This window comes from Halorubrum sp. Atlit-26R (assembly GCF_003666015.1).
GTDB lineage: Archaea > Halobacteriota > Halobacteria > Halobacteriales > Haloferacaceae > Halorubrum.
In genome coordinates, this window is record NZ_QPLT01000289.1 from 1 (window position 1) to 609 (window position 609).

1 protein-coding gene is annotated in these 609 nt (G+C 66.7%); it reads right to left on the bottom strand.

Annotation, left to right across the window (positions count from 1 at the left end):
* Positions 1–609 (bottom strand): 30S ribosomal protein S2 (gene rpsB, locus DVK07_RS20615; RefSeq protein WP_121598593.1); only part of this gene is annotated, 609 nt, incomplete at both ends.

Genomic DNA, 609 nt, shown 5'->3' on the forward strand with positions numbered 1-609 from the left:
CGGTGGCGGGGCCGCGGCGGTCGAGCGTCTCGTTGGCCAGCAGCCAGTAGACGACCGACAGCGCGCGTCGACCCTTGTTGTTCGTTGGGACGACGAGGTCGACGTTCGACGTCTGGTTGTTGGAGTCGCACATCGCGATGACCGGGATGCCGACCGTGATGGCCTCCTTGACGGCCTGCGCGTCACCAATCGGGTCGGTGACGACGACCACGTCGGGTTCGATGTAGCCGGCGTAGTCCGGGTTCGTCAGTGTACCCGGAATGAAGCGGCCCGTGCGGGCGCGAGCGCCGACGGCGGCGGCGAACTTCTCGGCCGGGAAGCGACCGTACTGGCGGGAGGACGTGACCAGAATCTGCTCCGGACTGTAATTCGCGAGGAAGTCCGCGGCGGTGCGGATTCGCGAGTCAGTCTGGCTGACGTCGAGCACGTAGAGCCCGTCGTCGCGGACACGGTGGATGAACCGGACCATGTCCTTGGTCTTCTGCTGGGTACCGATGTGGACACCGGCGGCCAGGTAGTCCTCGACCGGGATGAGCAGGTCGGCGTCTTCGTCGGGCATGACGTCCTCGTCGAAGGCCGGTTCCGGCTCTGCTTCTTCGGCCTCGGCGG